Annotated in this window: 14 protein-coding genes; 8 read left to right on the top strand and 6 right to left on the bottom strand. The window is 73.6% G+C overall.

What is annotated here, in order from left to right:
- Window positions 1-169: 169 nt before the first annotated feature.
- Together ACSMXW_RS06085 and ACSMXW_RS06080 are read right to left on the bottom strand one after the other, a co-directional pair.
- On the bottom strand, window positions 170-3,067 hold the full coding sequence (locus tag ACSMXW_RS06085) for an ATP-dependent RNA helicase (RefSeq protein ID WP_485804435.1): 2,898 nt from the start codon (window positions 3,065-3,067) through the stop codon (window positions 170-172).
- Between the two features lie 362 nt (window positions 3,068-3,429).
- On the bottom strand, window positions 3,430-4,380 hold the full coding sequence (locus ACSMXW_RS06080; RefSeq protein WP_485804434.1) for a class I SAM-dependent methyltransferase: 951 nt from the start codon (window positions 4,378-4,380) through the stop codon (window positions 3,430-3,432).
- Window positions 4,381-4,788: 408 nt separating this feature from the next.
- Here ACSMXW_RS06080 and rpsA point away from each other — a divergent pair, with 408 nt between their 5' ends.
- Window positions 4,789-6,279, top strand: coding sequence for a 30S ribosomal protein S1 (gene rpsA / locus ACSMXW_RS06075; protein WP_485804433.1), 1,491 nt, complete (start codon window positions 4,789-4,791; stop codon window positions 6,277-6,279).
- Between the two features lie 166 nt (window positions 6,280-6,445).
- On the opposite strand, the gene ACSMXW_RS06070 is transcribed toward rpsA, so the two are convergent.
- Window positions 6,446-7,417 carry a right-handed parallel beta-helix repeat-containing protein gene (locus tag ACSMXW_RS06070; protein ID WP_485804432.1) on the bottom strand — a complete coding sequence of 324 codons (972 nt, stop codon included), beginning with the start codon at window positions 7,415-7,417 and terminating at the stop codon, window positions 6,446-6,448.
- A gap of 270 nt (window positions 7,418-7,687) precedes the next feature.
- Between ACSMXW_RS06070 and ACSMXW_RS06065 the strand changes: the two genes are divergently transcribed.
- From ACSMXW_RS06065 to ACSMXW_RS06055, 3 genes are all read left to right on the top strand, one after another.
- Window positions 7,688-8,626, top strand: coding sequence for a PAC2 family protein (locus ACSMXW_RS06065; RefSeq protein WP_485804431.1), 939 nt, complete (start codon window positions 7,688-7,690; stop codon window positions 8,624-8,626).
- Between the two features lie 263 nt (window positions 8,627-8,889).
- Window positions 8,890-9,513 carry a dephospho-CoA kinase gene (gene coaE, locus ACSMXW_RS06060; protein WP_485804430.1) on the top strand — a complete coding sequence of 208 codons (624 nt, stop codon included), beginning with the start codon at window positions 8,890-8,892 and terminating at the stop codon, window positions 9,511-9,513.
- Between the two features lie 49 nt (window positions 9,514-9,562).
- Window positions 9,563-9,943 carry a tetratricopeptide repeat protein gene (locus ACSMXW_RS06055; RefSeq protein ID WP_485804429.1) on the top strand — a complete coding sequence of 127 codons (381 nt, stop codon included), beginning with the start codon at window positions 9,563-9,565 and terminating at the stop codon, window positions 9,941-9,943.
- A 243-nt stretch (window positions 9,944-10,186) separates the two neighbouring features.
- Here the strand turns inward: ACSMXW_RS06055 and ACSMXW_RS06050 are convergent, their stop codons facing one another.
- Window positions 10,187-10,447, bottom strand: a complete 261-nt coding sequence (locus ACSMXW_RS06050; protein WP_485807841.1) for a DUF6343 family protein — start codon at window positions 10,445-10,447, stop codon at window positions 10,187-10,189.
- Window positions 10,448-10,647: 200 nt separating this feature from the next.
- On the opposite strand from ACSMXW_RS06050, the gene ACSMXW_RS06045 reads away from it, so the two are divergent.
- On the top strand, window positions 10,648-11,340 hold the full coding sequence (locus ACSMXW_RS06045; RefSeq protein WP_485804428.1) for a class I SAM-dependent methyltransferase: 693 nt from the start codon (window positions 10,648-10,650) through the stop codon (window positions 11,338-11,340).
- Between the two features lie 352 nt (window positions 11,341-11,692).
- On the opposite strand, the gene ACSMXW_RS06040 is transcribed toward ACSMXW_RS06045, so the two are convergent.
- A complete protein-coding gene (locus ACSMXW_RS06040) occupies window positions 11,693-12,169 on the bottom strand; it encodes an RNA-binding S4 domain-containing protein (RefSeq protein WP_485804427.1) in 477 nt (158 codons plus the stop codon).
- Window positions 12,170-12,573: 404 nt separating this feature from the next.
- Here ACSMXW_RS06040 and ACSMXW_RS06035 point away from each other — a divergent pair, with 404 nt between their 5' ends.
- The 3 genes from ACSMXW_RS06035 to ACSMXW_RS06025 all read left to right on the top strand — a co-directional run bounded on the left by ACSMXW_RS06035 (window position 12,574) and on the right by ACSMXW_RS06025 (window position 15,095).
- Window positions 12,574-13,395, top strand: coding sequence for a uracil-DNA glycosylase (locus ACSMXW_RS06035; RefSeq protein ID WP_485804426.1), 822 nt, complete (start codon window positions 12,574-12,576; stop codon window positions 13,393-13,395).
- A 254-nt stretch (window positions 13,396-13,649) separates the two neighbouring features.
- Window positions 13,650-14,123 (top strand): hypothetical protein, encoded by a 474-nt coding sequence (locus tag ACSMXW_RS06030; RefSeq protein WP_485804425.1) that lies wholly within the window; start codon window positions 13,650-13,652, stop codon window positions 14,121-14,123.
- 207 nt (window positions 14,124-14,330) lie between these two features.
- Window positions 14,331-15,095 carry a nucleotidyltransferase domain-containing protein gene (locus ACSMXW_RS06025; RefSeq protein WP_485804424.1) on the top strand — a complete coding sequence of 255 codons (765 nt, stop codon included), beginning with the start codon at window positions 14,331-14,333 and terminating at the stop codon, window positions 15,093-15,095.
- A 273-nt stretch (window positions 15,096-15,368) separates the two neighbouring features.
- On the opposite strand, the gene ACSMXW_RS06020 is transcribed toward ACSMXW_RS06025, so the two are convergent.
- A complete protein-coding gene (locus ACSMXW_RS06020) occupies window positions 15,369-16,250 on the bottom strand; it encodes a S1 family peptidase (RefSeq protein WP_485804423.1) in 882 nt (293 codons plus the stop codon).
- Between the last annotated feature and the right edge of the window lie 135 nt (window positions 16,251-16,385).

The following is a 16,385-nucleotide window of genomic DNA, read 5'->3' as shown; positions in this document are numbered from 1 at the left end:
GGGTGGTGCCGCGCCCGTGCGGGTGCGGCGCCGTGCGCGGGACATCGGGTGGCCGTCGGGGGATGGCACGGGGTGGCAGTAACGAGGTGGCAGTCGCGTTCCGGTGTGTGAACGCGTGGGGTACGTCGGGCACGCCCGGGTGCGTCCGGAGCAGCGTGATCCGGCGCGTTCAGCCGCGCGCCCGCGCATTGGTGTGCCGGGTCGGCTCCGCATGCGTCGGATCCTCCGGCCACGGATGTTTCGGATAGCGCCCGCGCAACTCCGCCCGTACCGCCCGGTACCCCTCCCGCCAGAAGGACGTCAGGTCCGCGGTGACCGCCGCGGGCCGGCCCGCCGGCGACAGCAGGTGCACCAGTACCGGCACCCCGGCGATCACCGGCGTCCTGGCCAGGCCGAACATCTCCTGGAGCTTCACCGCGAGCACCGGCTGCCGCGGATCCGTGTAGTCGACCCGGATCCGGGACCCGGTCGGCACCACGAGGCGTTCCGGGGCCAGCTCGTCCAGCCGGGCCGCCTCGCCGGACGCCCAGGGCAGCAGCCGTCGCAGGCACGCGCCGGCGTCGATCCGGCCCAGGTCGGCCCGGCGCCGCGCCCGGCCGAGCTCGGGTTCCAGCCACTCACCGGCCCGCGCGAGCAGCGCCTCGTCCGACACATCGGGCCACGCACCGCTCACCGGCACCGGCCCCGCACCGGTGCCCGGGGCGTCCCCCTCCGGCGGTGAACCGCCCGCCACGCGCGCGTGTGGAACGTCGTCCGCCACGCGTGCGTGCCCCCCGCCGGGACGCCCTTCGCCGTCCTCCCGCGCCGCCGAGCGATGGTGCAGAAAGGCCAGCCGCATACGCAGCTCCCGCGCCTCGCGCGTCCAGTGCAGCAGGTCCAGGCCCTCCTGGGCCAGGCCCGTCAGGAGCGCCGAGCGCAGCAGCTCGGGCGCGGGGTCGCGCAGTGGGCGGGCGGCCAGTTCGACGGCGCCCAGCCGGTCGACCCGGCGGGCCACCACGTCGCCGTCCGCCCAGCGGACCTCCTCGGCCGCCCGGTGCAGGGCCGAGGCCGCGCGCCGCGCGGTGTCCTCGCCGACCGGCGCGGCGAGCCGCACGCGCGCGTGTGCCCGGGCCACGGGCCGGTCCGCCACGGCCACCGCGAGCCACGGGACGCCCCGCAGCGCCGAGCCATCCGCCGGCTCCGCCCCGGTGCCGGACACCATCAGGTAGGTGCCGTCGCCCCGGTCCCGCGCCAGCCGTTCGGGAAACGCCAGCCCCACGACGAGCCCGGCGGCCCGATCGTCCCCGATCTCCTGCCCGGGCGCGTCACCGCGGCCGTCCGCACGCCCGCGGCCCACGGGCGCGTCGTTCCCACGCCCGCGGGCCCCGCCCTGGTCGGCCCCGCGCCTGCGGCCCCCGGTCGGAACGCCCCCGGGTTCTGGCGGGTGGGCCCGGCCGTCGTCCCGGGGTCCCGCGGCGCCCGCTCGGTCGCCCCGGGGCCCGTCCCCGTCCCGGGCGCCCACGGCGTCGTACGCCTCGCCTCCCGGCCTCGTGCCGGCGTCCCGCAGCGCTCCCCGCGCCGCCGTGGCCAGCCGGTCCGCCTCCCGGCGCCACCGGGCGGCATAGCCGTCCCCGGACGCCTCCCGGCCGTGCCGGGCCGCCCGCCAGGCCGCCGTCAGGTCGTCCCCATAGGCGCGCGGCGGCTCCTCGCTCAGCAGCGCGACGATCTCCGCCGCGCGCCGTACGCCGACCTCGCGCGCCCCGTCCAGCAGGGCGCGGGCCAGCCGGGGATGAACCCCGATCCGGGCCATCCGGGCGCCGCGCTCGGTCGCCCGACCCCCGTCGCCGACCGCGCCGAGGGCCCTCAGAGCCTCCTGGGCCGCCGCCAGGGCGCCCGCGGGAGGCGGGTCGAGCAGTGCGAGGCCCGTGGCGCCGGGATCGCCCCAGCACGCCGCCTGCAGCGCGAACGCGGTCAGGTCCGCGACCTTGATCTCCGGTGCGGGGAACCGCGGCAGCCGGCCGTGCTCCGCCTCCGCCCAGGAGCGGTACACCGCCCCGGGCCCCTCGCGGCCCGCGCGCCCCGCCCGCTGGCGCGCCGAGGCCTGCGAGGCGCGCACCGTGGTGAGCGCGCTCAGCCCGCGCGCGTGGTCGGTGCGCGGCTCCCTGGCGAGCCCCGAATCCACCACGATCCTTACCCCCGGCACCGTCAGGCTCGACTCCGCCACCGACGTGGCCAGCACCACCCGCCGTCCGGCACCGCCCGCGAGCACCGCGTCCTGGACCGCCGCCGGAGAACGTCCGTGCACCTGGAGCACCTCGGTCCCGGGCAGCTCGCCCAGCAGCCCCGCCACCCGGCCGATCTCCCCGACGCCCGGCAGGAAGCAGAGCACGTCCCCGTCCCGCTCCGCGAGCGCCCTGCGCACCACCGTCGCCACATGCGCCAGCAGCGCCGGATCCACCCGCATGCCGTGCGGCGGCCGCACCGGCCCCCGGGGCGGCGCCCACACCACGTCCACGGGATGCGGGTCCCCGTCCGCCGTGAGCACCGGCGCGCCGCCCAGCAGCTCCGCCCAGCCCTCCGCGTCGGTCGTCGCGGACGCGGCCACCAGGTGCAGCTCCGGGCGGAGCGCCGCCCGCACGTCCAGCAGGAACGCGGCCACCGTATCCGCGTCCAGGTGTCGCTCGTGGCACTCGTCGAGCACCACCGCGTCGACGCCGGACAGCTCCTGGTCGCGCTGGAGGCGCTGCATCAGCACACCGGTCGTGACGACCTCCACGCGCGTGTGCGGCCCGATGACGCGCTCCCCGCGCACCGCGAACCCCACACTCCCGCCGGTCCGCTCCCCGAGCAGCCACGCCATCCGCCGCGCCGCGGCACGGGCCGCGATACGGCGCGGCTCGGCGACCACCACCCGCCGCGGCGGGGCACCGTCCCCCAGCAGCCCGGCCAGCGCCAGCGGCACCAGAGTGGTCTTGCCGGTACCCGGCGGCGCACACAGAACAGCGGCACCGGGCCCGTCCAGAGCGGCCCGCAACGAAGGCAGCACTTCACGGACGGGCAGCCGCTCCAGAGCCTCGACTCGCATCACACCCCCAGTCTCCCGAACGACCCCAAGGCCACCCCACCCCCACCCGGCTGCGGGGTGGGTCACGCCGGTAGGGGCGCGGGGACCTGCGCGACGAGCCACGGCGAGTGGGTGAGCCTGCGATGCTCCCGCAGGGGGCACCCCTGGTCAGTGGGGCGCCGATGGGCGGTTGGCGCTGCGGGGTGGGTCACGCCGGGGGAGGGGCGCGGGGACCTGCGCGACGAGCCACGGCGAGCGGGTGAGCCTGCGACGCTCCTCAGGGGGCACCCCTGAACAGCCACAGCCCCACGAACGCGGCGCGCGACACGCACCCCGGCCCCGCTCCCCGCCGACCGGAACGGCCGCCGGGCCCCCGGCGGCCGCCCTCAGCGCTCACACACGAATATCGCCGTCCCCGGAATCAGATTCCCCCGCAGCGGCGACCACCCGCCCCACTCCTGGCCGTTCCACGCCGGCCACTCCGGCTCCACCAGGTCCACCAGCTTGAACCCGGCGCCGACCACGTCCCGCACCCGGTCACCGAGCGTCCTGTGGTGCTCGACGTAGACCGCACGGCCGGCGTCGTCCTGTTCCACGTACGGCGTCCGGTCGAAGTAGGACGCGCTGACGGACAGGCCCTCGGGCCCCGGCTCGTCCGGGAAGGCCCAGCGGATCGGGTGCGTGACCGAGAAGACGAACCGGCCGCCGGGCCGCAGCACCCTGTGCACCTCCGCGAGCACCCGCACCGGCTCCGCCACGAACGGCAGCGCCCCGTACGCCGAGCACGCCAGGTCGAAGGAGCCGTCCGCGAAGGGCAGCGCCGCGGCGTCCGCCTGCACCAGGCGCACCCCACCGCCGGAGCCGCCGGACGCGCCGGACGCCCCGGGCATCGTGTCCGCGAGCCGCAGCGCGTGCTGGAGCTGCCGGTGCGAGAGGTCCAGGGCGACGGGCCGCGCACCCTGCGCGGCCAGCCACCGCGAGCACTGGGCGGCGCCGGCGCCCACTTCGAGCACCCGGCGGCCCGCCAGCTCCGCCACCGGGCCCAGCAGCCCGGCCTCGGCCTCGTCGAGACCCTCGGGACCCCAGACGAACCGGTCGTCGCCGAGGAACGCACCGTGGTCGCGCTGGTACTCGTCGGCGTTCCGGTCCCACCAGCCGCGGTTGGCCCGGCTGCTCTCCGCGGCCGAGGCGGACCGGCGGGTGGCCTCCGGCTCCGTCTCGGACTCCGTCCCGGCCGGCCACGGCCCGGGTCCCCATGAGCCGGATGGCCCGGAATCGCCCCTCGGAGAGGGGTCCGCGGGTCCCGTCAGATCGCGCTCTTGGATGATCGGCTCCATCGTCGTATTCTCCGGTCGAGCCCGCTGCCGGTCCCGCCGCGCGACCCGCCGGGGCGGCGCCCTTCGGCGCGCCGCGCGACCCGTGTGGCCTGAGGCAACAGGATGTGTGCCGGGTATGTGGCGATCCGCCCCGGGTATGCCTCTTCGTGCATTGACCCTGTCCGGCTGCCCCCGTATGCTACAAGTTGCGCTGCGGGCCTGCGCGCCTCAGACAGAGCAGGCTGCGCTCGCATCTGTTGTATGTCCCCTCGGTTGTCGAGGCGCATTCTGGCTCTTCCGGTTCCCGGCGACCCGGCAGGGAGACGGGATCCGCGCCTCCTAAGCTGTCCGGCTTCTTCAGAGCGAAACGGGCTCCCGGCGCAAAGCAGTACCTACGACTTCAATGTCCGTACCGGAGCCCTTTCCCACATGACGAGCAGCACCGAGACCACCGCCACCACCCCGCAGGTAGCGGTCAACGACATCGGTAACGAGGAAGCCTTCCTCGCCGCGATCGACGAGACGATCAAGTACTTCAACGACGGCGACATCGTCGACGGCGTCATCGTGAAGGTCGACCGGGACGAGGTCCTGCTCGACATCGGCTACAAGACCGAGGGCGTCATCCCGTCCCGCGAACTCTCGATCAAGCACGACGTCGACCCGAACGAGGTCGTCGCCGTGGGCGACGAGATCGAGGCACTTGTCCTCCAGAAGGAGGACAAGGAAGGGCGCCTGATCCTCTCGAAGAAGCGCGCCCAGTACGAGCGTGCCTGGGGCACCATCGAGAAGATCAAGGAAGAGGACGGGATCGTCACCGGTACCGTCATCGAGGTCGTCAAGGGTGGTCTCATCCTCGACATCGGCCTCCGCGGCTTCCTGCCGGCCTCCCTGGTCGAGATGCGCCGAGTCCGAGACCTGCAGCCCTACGTGGGCAAGGAGCTCGAGGCCAAGATCATCGAGCTCGACAAGAACCGCAACAACGTCGTCCTCTCCCGCCGTGCCTGGCTGGAGCAGACCCAGTCCGAGGTGCGCCAGACCTTCCTCACCACCCTCCAGAAGGGTCAGGTGCGGTCCGGTGTGGTCTCGTCGATCGTCAACTTCGGTGCCTTCGTGGACCTGGGCGGCGTCGACGGCCTGGTGCACGTCTCCGAGCTGTCCTGGAAGCACATCGACCACCCGTCCGAGGTCGTCGAGGTCGGCCAGGAGGTCACGGTCGAGGTCCTGGACGTCGACATGGACCGCGAGCGCGTCTCCCTGTCGCTGAAGGCGACCCAGGAAGACCCGTGGCAGCAGTTCGCCCGGACCCACCAGATCGGGCAGGTCGTCCCCGGCAAGGTCACCAAGCTGGTGCCGTTCGGTGCGTTCGTCCGCGTGGACGAGGGCATCGAGGGCCTGGTCCACATCTCCGAGCTGGCCGAGCGCCACGTGGAGATCCCGGAGCAGGTCGTCCAGGTCAACGACGAGATCTTCGTCAAGGTCATCGACATCGACCTGGAGCGCCGCCGCATCAGCCTCTCGCTGAAGCAGGCCAACGAGTCCTTCGGCGCCGACCCGGCCTCGGTCGAGTTCGACCCGACGCTCTACGGCATGGCCGCGTCCTACGACGACCAGGGGAACTACATCTACCCCGAGGGCTTCGACCCGGAGACGAACGACTGGCTGCCCGGCTACGAGCAGCAGCGTGAGGCCTGGGAGACGCAGTACGCCGAGGCCCAGCAGCGCTTCGAGCAGCACCAGGCGCAGGTCATCAAGTCCCGCGAGGCGGACGCGCAGGCCGCGGCCGAGGGCGGCGAGCAGTCCGCTCCGGCTTCGTCCGGCGGTTCCTACTCCTCGGAGTCGCAGGACAACTCCGGCGCGCTCGCGTCGGACGAGGCCCTTGCCGCGCTCCGCGAGAAGCTGGCCGGAGGCCAGAGCTGATCTCCCCCAGAGGGGGTACCGTCAGCCGCTGGATCTGAGCTGATACGGACAACCGTGCGCTGGGGCCCGCATCCGACCGGGATGCGGGCCCCAGCGCTTCGCTGTGTGGTGCCGCGTGCGGCGACAGCCCGCGCTCCCGGCGGGTCCCGGACGGGCACTCCGGTGGTCAGTCCGTCATGTCGATGTTCGTCAGGCCGTTGCCGCCCGTCACCGTGTTGCTGCCGTAGACCGTGGTCCGGCAGTCGTCGCTCTGGTTGGTGACGTCGATCGCGAGCCGGTCGGTGCCGGAGGCACCCGTCAGGTCGGAGGCGTTGCCGCGGAACACCGTGCCGCAGCCCCAGCCGTCCTGCTGGCTGTGGGTCTGGTAGCCGTCGTTCGTGGTGTGCGTGCCCTTGTTGTTCTCGACGAGGACGTCGTCGCCCTTGACGTCGACCCAGGAGTCGTCGTAATTCGCGCCGGTCAGGCCGCTGCCGTCGAAGGTGTTGCCGGACACCACCGCACCCGTCGTGCCCTCCTTGATGTCGACGTTCTCGCCGCCCACCCCGGGGCCGATGGTGTTGTCCAGGATCTGCACGCGGTCGCTCTTGTCGTCCAGCGTGTTGGCCGTGCCCACGTAGACGCCCTCGCCCATGCCCCGGCCGTCGTGGCCGGTGTCGTAGATCTTCGAGTTCCTGATGACGCCGTCACTGCTCGAATCGCGGAAGTGGACGCCCTCCATGTCGAGGTCGTGCACCGTCACCGAGTCGATGACGACGCCCTGGGCGGAGTCGATCACGATGCCCTTCTGGCCGCCCGTGACGGTGATCCCCTCGACCGTCCAGTGCGAGGCGCCGCTCAGGTGCAGCCCGTAGCCGCCGCCCGCGGTCAGCACCGCCTTGGCGGAGCCGGTGAGGGTGATCGGCGCAGCCGGCGTGCCCGCCGCGCTGGTCTTGAAGTTTCCGGTGTACGTGCCGTCCGCCAGGTGGATCGTGTCACCCGGCGAGGCGTCGCCGAGCGCCGTCTTCAGCTCGGCGGCCGTGGTGACCTCGATGGTCGCTGCCGTCCGGTCCGCAGCGGCGGCGAGCGCCACGGGGGCGCCCGCCGCGGTGGCCGTGGCGAGGGCGGTGACGAGCGGCAGGAGCAGCTTTCGGGTGCGCATGTACGTGGCCTTCCCGTCTGCGTTCTCGTGGGGGATCGATGGGCGGAGCAGGGTCCCATGGGCCGTCGGGGACCGGTCCGCCTCCTGGAGAGGCTGTTCTTGTACGTGAAAACTGAGCGTATGCGTGAACCCGGGTGGTGGTGACCGCATGGGTGTTGCATGTTCGCGTCAAGATCTGGACCGGACGGAGCGCACTCCGTCTGCCGCGCCGGGGAATGCCCCGGCGGCGCCGTGCGTTCGGTAGGGCAGATACGAGGAGGAGCAGTCATCGTGCTTGATCCGCAGGGTTTGTACACGTGGGAGCCGAAGGGCCTGGCCGTCGTCGACATGGCCCTCGCCCAGGAATCGGCCGGGCTGGTCATGCTGTACCACTTCGACGGCTACATCGATGCGGGTGAGACGGGCGCCCAGATCGTCGAGCGCCTCCTCGACTCCCTGCCCCACCAGATCGTCGCCCGTTTCGACCACGACCGCCTGGTGGACTACCGCGCCCGGCGGCCCCTCCTGACGTTCCGTCGGGACCAGTGGACCGACTACGAGGTGCCCACCCTCGACGTGCGCCTCGTGCAGGACGCCACCGGAGCGCCGTTCCTGCTGCTCTCCGGCCCCGAGCCGGACGTCGAGTGGGAGCGCTTCGCCGCGGCCGTCGAGCAGATCGTGGAGCGCCTCGGCGTCCGCCTCGCGGTGAACTTCCACGGCATCCCGATGGGCGTCCCGCACACCCGCCCCGTCGGCCTCACGCCGCACGGCAACCGCACGGAGCTCGTCCCCGGCCACCGCAGCCCCTTCGACGAGGCCCAGGTTCCCGGCAGCGCCGAAGCCCTTGTGGAGTACCGGCTCTCGCAGGCCGGCCACGACGTCCTCGGCGTGGCCGCCCATGTGCCGCACTACATCGCACGCTCCGCCTACCCGGACGCCGCCCTCACCGTCCTGGAGTCCATCACCGCGGCCACCGGCCTGGTGCTGCCCGGCATCGCGCACGCCCTGCGCACCGAGGCGCACCGCACCCAGACCGAGATCGACCGTCAGATCCAGGAGGGCGACGACGAGCTGGTCTCCCTGGTCCAGGGCCTGGAGCACCAGTACGACGCCGCCGCGGGCGCCGAGTCCCGCGGCAACATGCTCGCCGAGCCGGTCGACATCCCCTCCGCCGACGAGATCGGCCAGGAGTTCGAGCGCTTCCTGGCGGAGCGTGAGGGAGACGGGTGAGCGGGCGGTCTTCGGCCGCCTGAGCCGGTGCGGGGCGCCCTGAGCGGTAAGGGGGCCTGGGGCGGTGCGGGCTCCTGAGTCCATACGGGTGCGTGGGCCCGTACGGGTGCGTGGGCCCGTACGGGCGCCTGCGCCGGTTCGCGGCCGGGGCGTCCGCCCGTCCGGGCCCGTCGGCGGGGAGTGCGTGGAAGCCGCAGGAACCGCACGCACGGAGCCGGGCTCCCGCCGATAGGCGCCCGGCTCCGTTCTCTAAGCTTCGGGTCATGCTGAGAGTGGGCCTGACCGGTGGCATCGGCGCCGGCAAGAGCGAGGTGTCACGGCTGCTGGTGGAGCACGGCGCCGTGCTGGTGGACTCGGACCGTATCGCCAGGGAGGTCGTCGAGCCGGGCACCCCCGGCCTGGACGCGGTCGTGGCGGCCTTCGGCCCCGATGTGCTGACCGCCGACGGCTCCCTGGACCGGCCCAAGCTCGGCGCCATCGTCTTCGGGGACGCCGAGCGGCTGGCCGCGCTCAACGCGATCATCCACCCTCTGGTACGGGCGCGCTCCGCGGAGCTGGAAGCCGCGGCACCGGCCGACGCCGTCGTCGTCCATGATGTGCCGCTCCTGGCAGAGAACGGCCTTGCCCCGCTGTACGACCTGGTGATCGTCGTCGATGTCTCCCCCCAGACCCAGCTCGACCGCCTGGTACGGCTGCGCGGGATGTCCGAGGAGGACGCCCGGGCCCGGATGGCCGCACAGGCGACCCGCGAGCAGCGACTGTCCCTCGCGGACATCGTGATCGACAACGACGCCCCGCTGGACGCCCTGCGCACCCGCGTCCACGAGGTCTGGCGGGAACTGGACCGGCGGGCGCGAACCGGGGCACCCGGGGACGGCGCGGAATAGCGTCCACACGCGCCGGTGTTGAAGCGCCCAGTGAGGGAAGGAGTGAGCCGTGCCCGAGAGCAGCGGATTCACCGGACGTACTCCTGAGACGAATGTCATCGACTTCCGTGCCGCGGAGCAGCTCCTGGCGGCACGCGACCCGCGGGGCGCGGTGAAGCTCCTCGACCCCGTGATCGCCGCCCACCCCGAGAACACGGCCGCGCGCCTGCTGCGCGCGCGGGCCTTCTTCGCCGCCGCCCAGCTCCGTTCCGCCGAGTTGGAGTTCGGCGTCGTCCTGGAGCGCGAGCCCGACAACGCCTTCGCGCACTTCGCGCTGGCCCGCACCTATGAGCGTGCCGGACGGCCTGAGCGGGCCCAGCGGCATTTCAGACTCGCCGCGGCCCTCGACCCCCGGCCGCAGTACGTGAAGGCGGCCCGGTTCGACTCCTGAGAGCCAGGCTCCGGCCGGGGTGTTCAACGGGTTCCCCGGGGGAGCCATCCGATCCCGGCTGGGGAATCACCCCGCCTCGGGCGGGGACCCATCCGGGACCGGTCGGGGGAATCCCCGGAATCCCCGGAATCCCCGGAATCCCGGAATCCCGGAATCCCCCAACGACTGAGGGGCTCGGGGAGCCGCCCTGCCCGGCGGCTCCCCGAGCCCCTCGTCTCCCGTCCACCCGCCGTGGGCCGCGGGTCAGTGGTGCGCCGGCGGCTCGTACGGCGGGACGTCGGGGCCCGGCTGGAAGTGCGGCCCCTGCCGGATGTGCCGGATCACCATCACCAGGTCCACCACGACGATCAGCCAGAGGATGGCGCAGGCGGCCGCCCAGCCCGGAAGGTCCGCCGCCGCGAACGCCGCCGTGCCGCCGGTCGTCCAGATCAGGCCCCAGATGCTCAGCCAGAAGCGCAGCCGCAGCGGGCTGCGTGCGGTCATCGGCTCACTGCCGCTCCGTATCACGATCACCCTCCTCCCTCGGACCCGGCCGAGGAGCGTGGTGCTCTGCCTCACAGTGTGCTGCGCGCACCGGGGCGGCACCAAACCGACGCCGTCACGGACGGCGAACGGGGAACCACGCCGCGGAACCGCTCGTTGGGATAGGCGGAAGACGCCGGTGAACAGGCACCGGGCGGTCCGGCTGAGGAGGCGGTAGCCGAATGAGCGGCACGATGCGGAAGGGCTACGAGGGGACGGGCCCCGGCGCGATCACGCCCGACGGCTGCGCGGTGGATCTCTACGGCCGCCTGCCCGTCGGCGACGAGCCGGACGTGATCGCGTCGGCCGTTCCGCCGGGCGCCAGAATCCTGGAGCTGGGCAGCGGCGTCGGTCGGGTGACGCATCCGCTGGTCGAGCGTGGCTTCACGGTCACCGCGGTGGACGAGTCGGCCGAGATGCTGGCCCGCGTCCACGGCGCGCGCACGGTCTGCTCACCCATCGAGGGCCTTGACCTCGGTGAGAGGTTCGACGTCGTGATGCTCGCCTCCTTCCTGGTGCACGCCGGCGACGTCGCGGTCCGCCGCGGCCTGCTCGCCACCTGCCGCCGCCATGTCGCCGAAGACGGCTGTGTCCTCATCCAGCGCGAGGGCGAGGACTACCACACCAACATCCCGCGCGAACGCGTCGACCCCAGCGGCTTCACGATCCGCATAGCCTCCGCGGAACCGGTGGGGGACGGGGTGAACTCCGTCCATGTGGAGTACATATTCCCCGACGCCACCTGGACCCAGACCTTCCTCGCCCGTCCCCTCACCAAGGAGGCCTTCGAGGCCGCACTCACCGAGGCCGGGCTGAAGGTCGACCGCTACCTGACGGAGGACCGGACCTGGGTACGGGCGGTCCCCGCGCCCTGAGCGGGTGGAGGCGGCGCGCCGAGCCCGACCCCTGCGGTACCCCGGCGCCCTCGGGGCGCTGCGTCGCCACCGTCCCGGAGGGGCAGTCTCCGTCGCCTCCTGCGGGGGCAGTCTCCGTCGCTCCTGTGGGGGGAGTCTCCGTCGCTTCTGCGGGGGTGTCTCCCACGCCCGTAAGGCAGGGGGGACAGCGGGTGGCTCGTTTCTCGCGCAGTTCCCCGCGCCCCCTCCGGGGTGCGGCGCGCGCGTGAGACGGGCCGGTCCTGGGAGCCCACCGGCACCGCCACGGCCACCGGGCACCGCCCGAGCCCGGCGCACATCCGTCGAGCAGGGGACTGCCGGATCTGCCCGACCGCTACGCCCTGCCGGCGGGACCGCCCCCGAGACCGCCCATTCCACGGCCGAGACTGCGCAGACGCTCCATCTCGCGGCGGTCCCGCTTCGTCGGGCGCCCGGCGCCACGGTCCCGCACACCGGCGGGCGCCACGGCCTCGCGGGGCGGGGGCGGCGGGCTGTTGTCGACGTAGCACTCCGCGGCCAGCGGCGCGCCGACCCGCTTCCTGATCACCCGCTTCACCACGACGATCCGCTCCCGCCCAGCGTGCCGCAGCCGTACCTCGTCGCCCACCCGCACCGCGTACGCGGGCTTGACCCGCTCGCCGTTGACCCGGACATGCCCGCCTCGGCAGGCGGTGGCCGCCATGGAACGGGACTTCACCAGCCGTACGGACCAGATCCAGCTGTCCACCCGCACCGGACCCGACGCCTCGGCCACACCCGTGGCCCCCTTCGTGGGCGACGCCGCCGCACCGCTCGACGCTTCTGAAGCCATGTCCTGACCTTAGCCGCCCGTGGGGGCGGGCGCGGAACGCTTTCCGGCGGCAGGAGCAGCTCTCGGGTGCGGGGTGCTGGCGGTGCTGGCGGCGATCGGCGGTGCTGGCGGCGCAGCACGGCGGTGCTGGCGGTGCACGGCGGTGCTGGCGGTGCACGGCGGTGCTGGCGGTGCACGGCGGTGCTGGCGGTGCACGGCGGTGCTGGCGGTGCACGGCTGTGTCCGGTGGCGCCTGGGCGGTGTCCGGCCGTGTCCGGGACTCGGAACACCGCGGTTCAGGGGCCGGGGGTCCGCGGCTCAGGGGGCCGGGTCCGCGCGGGCCCCCGGGCTTCCGCAGCGCAGGAGTGGCAGGGACCACGCCGCGCTCCCGACGCCCCGGGAGGCGCCGCCCGTACCGTTGACGCATGGACCCCATCGCCGCACAGGAGCCCCCGAGCCCGAGCCAGGCCGGGAGCCGGAGCCAGGCCGGGAGCCCGGGCCCGGCCGGTCCTGCGGATGCCGGGCGGGCGCTGCGGGCCCTGGACGAGCGCATCACCGGGTGCAGGGCGTGTCCCCGGCTCGTCGAGTGGCGCGAGGAGGTCGCCCGCACCAAGCGCGCGGCGTACGCGGACTGGGAGTACTGGGGACGTCCCGTCCCCGGTTTCGGCCCCCCGGACGCCGCCCTGCTGATCGTCGGCCTGGCCCCGGCCGCACACGGCGCCAACCGCACAGGCCGGATGTTCACCGGGGACAGCTCCGGCGACGTGCTGTTCGCGGGCCTGCACACGGTGGGCCTCGCGTCCAGCCCCACCGCAGTGCGCGCCGACGACGGCCTGACGCTGCACGGCGTCCGCATCACCTCCCCCGTGCACTGCGCGCCGCCCGCCAACAAACCCACCCCGCAGGAGCGGGACACCTGCCGTCCCTGGCTGGAGACCGAGCTGCGCACGCTCCGCCCGACCCTGCGCGCCGTGGTCGTGCTGGGCGCGTTCGGCTGGCAGGCGGCACTCCCCGCGTTCGCCGCGGCGGGATGGACGGTGCCCCGCCCCCGTCCCACGTTCGGCCACGGGGCCAGGGTCACCCTGACCGCGGAGGACGGCGGCCCGCCCCTCGACGTGTTCGGCTGCTTCCACGTCAGCCAGCGCAACACGTTCACGGGCCGGCTGACCCCTGCCATGCTCCGTCAGGTCCTGAGTGACGGGGCGCAAGCGGCGGGCCTGCACGCCGTCCGCCGCCCCGAGCGCTGACGGACGACGTCCTGGCGCCCGGCGTCGTCGGCCTCCCGAGCCCCGAACCCTGACATGCCGGGCACCGCACCGTGCCCCTCGAGATCGGCAGGACCAAAGGCCTGCGGACCGGGACGGACCCGGTCAGAATTGACGGCGGCGGTGCCACCGAGGAGTGCCCGCCACCGAACCACGACTGAGACCGGACCACGACAGACCGAACCACGACTGGGACCGAACCACGACTGGGACCGGATTACGACTGAGGGGGGCACATGGACGCGGAGTTGGCCGCACTGGCCGCTGCCGGAGCGACCACACTGGTGCAGCAGATGGTGGGCGACGGCTGGGCACAGGTACGGGATCGCCTCGCGCGGCTCTTCTCTCGGGGGAGCGGGGAGGAAGCGGAGCAGGAGGAGGCCGTCGGCGCCGTCCGGGGCGAGCTGGAGCTCTCGCGTGAGGAGCTGGTCGCCGCCCGCGAGTCCGGCGACCAGGACGCCGCGGACGACGTGGAGGCGGCGTGGCGCAGCCGTCTGCGGCGCGCGCTGCGGAGCGACCCGGAGTTCGCCGCGGAACTCCGCGCCGTCGTCGACGAACTGACGCCGCGGAGCCGGCCCGCCCAAGGCGGCAACACGTACAACACGTACAACACCGTCAGCGGCGGAGTGCAGCACGGGCCCGTCATCCAGGCGGGCCACGTACGGTCCCTGCACATCGGCACGTCTTCCCAGCAACCGCCCCAGGGGTAAGAGGGTCTCACCGCCGGGGCCGGGGCCGGGGCCGGGGCCGGGGCCGGAGCCGGGGCCGGGGCCGGAGCAGAAGTCGAAGCCGAAGACGCCGTCGCCGCCGATGCCTTCGCCAACGGCGCCGTCCCACCGGCGTCCTCCCGACCCCGCCCCGCCGCCGCGGCGCAGAAATGGACCACCCCCACCGCTCCGCGGTGGTACAACGCCACGATGAACGACGATGCCTTCCTCGACCACGTCGCCGACCGCCTCGCCGCCCTGCCGGCCGTCGAGGCGGTCACCCTCGGGGGCTCGCGCGCCCAGGGCACCCACAGGCCCGACAGCGACTGGGACCTCGCCGTCTACTACCGGGGGCAGTTCGACCCGGACGCCCTGCGCGCCCTCGGCTGGCCCGGCGAGGTGTCCGAGGTGGGCGGCTGGGGCGGCGGGGTCTTCAACGGCGGCGCCTGGCTGACCATCGACGAGCGCAGGGTGGACGTGCACTACCGGGACCTCGACGTCGTCGAGCACGAGTTGGCGGAGGCCCGCGAGGGCCGCTTCCACTGGGAGCCGCTGATGTTCCACCTGGCCGGCATCCCCAGCTACCTGGTCGTCGCCGAGCTGGCCCTCAACCGTGTGCTGCGCGGCAGCACCCCGCACCCCGACGGCTACCCGGAGCCGCTGCGCCGCACCGCCCCCGGCGAGTGGCGCGGCAGGGCCGGCCTCACCCTCCAGTACGCCCGCCACAACAGCGCTCCCCGTGCCCAGCTCACCGAGGTCGCGGGCGCCCTCGCCACCGCCGCCATGCAGACCGCCCACGCCGTCCTCGCCGCCCGCGGCCAGTGGGTGACCAACGAGAAGACGCTGCTCCAGCGGGCGGGGCTGCGGCGGATGGACGCCATCCTCGCCTCCCTGGAGAGCGACCCCGAGGCGCTCGGCCGGGCGATCGGCGAGGTCCAGGTGCTCTTCCAGGCGGCGGCGGACGGCTCTTCGTAGCCGACGGCATCGCGGTATCCGATGGCACCGCGGCCGATGGCACCGCGGTCGACGGCACCGCGGTCGACGGCACCGCGGTCGACGGCACCGCAGTGTGGCCGACGGCCTCGTGGTGTGGCCGACGGCATCGCGGGGTCGACCAGGGGTGTCCCCAGCGTGGCCGTCAGGAGTGCCCGTCCTCCCCGGCCCCGCCGGCAGCACAGGGCGGCCCCCACCGCGTCATGCGCGGCGGAGGCCACTCCCGTGCCTACGCGGACGGTGGTACGCGGCGCCTTACTCGCCCGCGGGCTTGGGCAGCGTGCACCCGTCAGCGCTCAGGTCGAGCTTGTTCCCGGTCCCGATGCAGGCCGGGATGGTGTAGGTCTCCTCGGCGTAGTTGGTGTTCTGGTGGACGGTGACGTTGCCGTCCTCGTCGACCTCGCAGGGGTTGTTGACGGTGCACCGCTGGCCGTCCTCGTTACCCGTGTTGTTGACGGCGATGACCTGACCGGTCCTGTTGTCGACGACCGGGGAGCCGGAGGTGCCGCCGATCGTCTCGCACTCCGGGGTGTAGCGGATGGAGTCCTTCCAGGTCCAGTCGCCCTCCTTCAGCTCGTGGACGAAGCCGTCGATGCTGCAGCTGTAGGTCTCCTTCCAGTAACCGGAGACCACGGTGATGGCCGTGCCCGCGGTCGGGTGCTGGTCGGAGAGAGTGAGCGGCTTGATCCCGTAGCGGCTCTCGATCTGCTGGTACGTGCTGCCGAGCTCGTAGAGCGTGACGTCCGTGTCGGTCATCGTCGAGTACACGACCTTGTCCGCCCGCAGTGTGCCGACGGAGTCGGCGTCCGCGTCGAGCAGGGTGAACGTACGGCTGGACGGCTGGTCGACGATGACCTCGCCCGGCTCGGGGAAGCCCGTCTCCAGGCAGTGCCCGTTGGAGAGCACCAACGCCGGGTCACCGGGCTGGGAGTCGGGCATGCGCACCACCGAGCCCGAGCAGTTGCTGAGCGCCACGGTGCCCGCGAAGTCGACCGCGCGGACGTGGGGGTGGGCGGCGTGGTGCGCGCGTGCGGTGTCCTCGGCGGTGCCCGTGGGCAGGCCGGTGGCCATCGCGGGCGTCGCCCCTGCGCCGAGCAGCAGCAGGGTGCAGAACGCGCCGACAAGAGGCTTTCTCATGTGGGGGGTTCCTCTTCGGTCTGTGGATGCGGTGCGGCGACCGCCTGTTGTTATGTCATGTGCATTCTCGACTCAGGGGAGCCATGTCGACAACAGGGGCGAGCGGACGGGGAGTCGGGCGGGCACGCCGGTACC

The sequence above is a fragment of the Streptomyces sp. DSM 116793 genome, from assembly GCF_057320905.1.
This window is presented reverse-complemented; position numbering and strand designations above follow the sequence as displayed.

Coding starts and splice junctions, on each gene's coding strand:
- coaE (WP_485804430.1), top strand. CDS start 8,890: ATGCTGAGAGTGGGCCTGACCGGTGGCATCGGCGCCGGCAAGAGCGAG.
- ACSMXW_RS06070 (WP_485804432.1), bottom strand. CDS start 7,417: ATGCGCACCCGAAAGCTGCTCCTGCCGCTCGTCACCGCCCTCGCCACG.
- ACSMXW_RS06030 (WP_485804425.1), top strand. CDS start 13,650: ATGGACGCGGAGTTGGCCGCACTGGCCGCTGCCGGAGCGACCACACTG.
- ACSMXW_RS06080 (WP_485804434.1), bottom strand. CDS start 4,380: ATGGAGCCGATCATCCAAGAGCGCGATCTGACGGGACCCGCGGACCCC.
- ACSMXW_RS06035 (WP_485804426.1), top strand. CDS start 12,574: ATGGACCCCATCGCCGCACAGGAGCCCCCGAGCCCGAGCCAGGCCGGG.
- ACSMXW_RS06020 (WP_485804423.1), bottom strand. CDS start 16,250: ATGAGAAAGCCTCTTGTCGGCGCGTTCTGCACCCTGCTGCTGCTCGGC.
- ACSMXW_RS06045 (WP_485804428.1), top strand. CDS start 10,648: ATGAGCGGCACGATGCGGAAGGGCTACGAGGGGACGGGCCCCGGCGCG.
- ACSMXW_RS06025 (WP_485804424.1), top strand. CDS start 14,331: ATGAACGACGATGCCTTCCTCGACCACGTCGCCGACCGCCTCGCCGCC.
- rpsA (WP_485804433.1), top strand. CDS start 4,789: ATGACGAGCAGCACCGAGACCACCGCCACCACCCCGCAGGTAGCGGTC.
- ACSMXW_RS06040 (WP_485804427.1), bottom strand. CDS start 12,169: ATGGCTTCAGAAGCGTCGAGCGGTGCGGCGGCGTCGCCCACGAAGGGG.